Source organism: Rhizobium alarense (genome assembly GCF_021555155.1).
GTDB classification, from domain to species: domain Bacteria; phylum Pseudomonadota; class Alphaproteobacteria; order Rhizobiales; family Rhizobiaceae; genus Rhizobium_D; species Rhizobium_D alarense.
Genome location: NZ_JAKGBU010000011.1, coordinates 41,373 through 42,680, shown reverse-complemented (window position 1 = coordinate 42,680; position 1,308 = coordinate 41,373). Strand labels below are relative to the sequence as shown.

The window sequence follows — 1,308 nt, the reverse complement described above, 5'->3', positions numbered from 1 at the left end:
CTGCCGCCAGCCGGCACGGCACTGCCGCCAGCCGGCACGGCACTGCCGCGTTGCATGGTCACGAAATCCTCCGGGAAGCGTCCCAGGATCAGGCTTCGCTCGATCAGGTTGCGCAGTTCACGGACGTTGCCGGGCCAGCGGTAGGCGGCAAGGGCCGCACGGGCATCGGCGGCGATCGGCACCTCCGGCATGCCGAGCTGCAGCGACAATTTGCGCATGAAGAGCTGTGCGAGGTCGATGACGTCCTGCTCGCGGTCCCGGAGTGGCGGCTGATGGAGCTGCATGACATTGATGCGGTAGAACAGGTCGGCCCGGAAACGCCCCTTTTCCACCGCCTCGGCGAGATCGGCATTCGTGGCGAAGATGAAGCGTAGGTCGATCGGGATCTCGCGCTCGGCACCCACCGGCCGCACGCGGCGGTCCTCGATGACCCGGAGCAGCTTGCTCTGGGTCGCAAGCGGCATCTCGCCGATCTCGTCGAGGAACAGCGTGCCGCCCTGCGCGTGGAGAAACAGCCCCTCCCGGCCGGCCGCCGCCCCGGTGAAGGCGCCCTTCACATGGCCGAAGAGTTCCGTTTCGATCATTTCGGCGGGAATGGCCGCGCAGTTGACGGGCACGAAGGGCTTTGCCGCGCGGTCCGAAAGCGCATGGATCGAGCGCGCCGCCACTTCCTTGCCGGTGCCGGACTCGCCGGTCAGCAGAACCGATGTCGGCAATGGTGCCACCCGTGCGATCGTGTCGCGCATCTGCCGGATCGCCGGCGATTCGCCGATGAGCTTGTCGCGCAGCAGCATGTGATCGGAGGTCGCCTTCAGCTCGTAGCGCAGCACGAAGTTCTCGCGCTGCAGGCGCATGCGGTCGAGGCAGCGGGCGACGGCATTGAGAATCTGGTTGGATCGGAACGGCTTCAGCACGAAATCCACCGCACCGGCACGAAGCGCCATGATCGCGGTTTCGAGATCCGCATAGGCCGTCATCAGGATCGTGTCGGCGAAGAAACCGATCGCCCGCTGCTCTGCGAGCCAGTCCACGCCGTTCTTGCCGGGCATGATGTTGTCGAGGATCACCACGTCGAAAGCATGGGCGTCGAGCTTGCGCGTCGCCTCGGCCGTATCCGCCGCCTCCTCGATGCGCTTGCAGCGCGGGCCGAGCGTGCGCACCAGGAAGTTGCGCATGCCGGGCTCGTCATCGACCACCAGGATGGATGCCTGCGCCAGCCATGGCCCGAATTCGGGGTCTCGTTCTGCCTCCGCGGTCTTGCGCAACGCTTCCGTATGCAATGACGACCCTCCCCGCGTTGCGCCGGCC

At 66.6% G+C, this 1,308-nt stretch carries 1 protein-coding gene; it reads right to left on the bottom strand.

The window, feature by feature from the left end:
• Positions 1-1,280 (bottom strand): sigma-54-dependent transcriptional regulator (locus LXM94_RS05480; protein ID WP_235770150.1); only part of this gene is annotated, 1,280 nt, incomplete at its 3' end.
• Positions 1,281-1,308 lie beyond the last annotated feature (28 nt).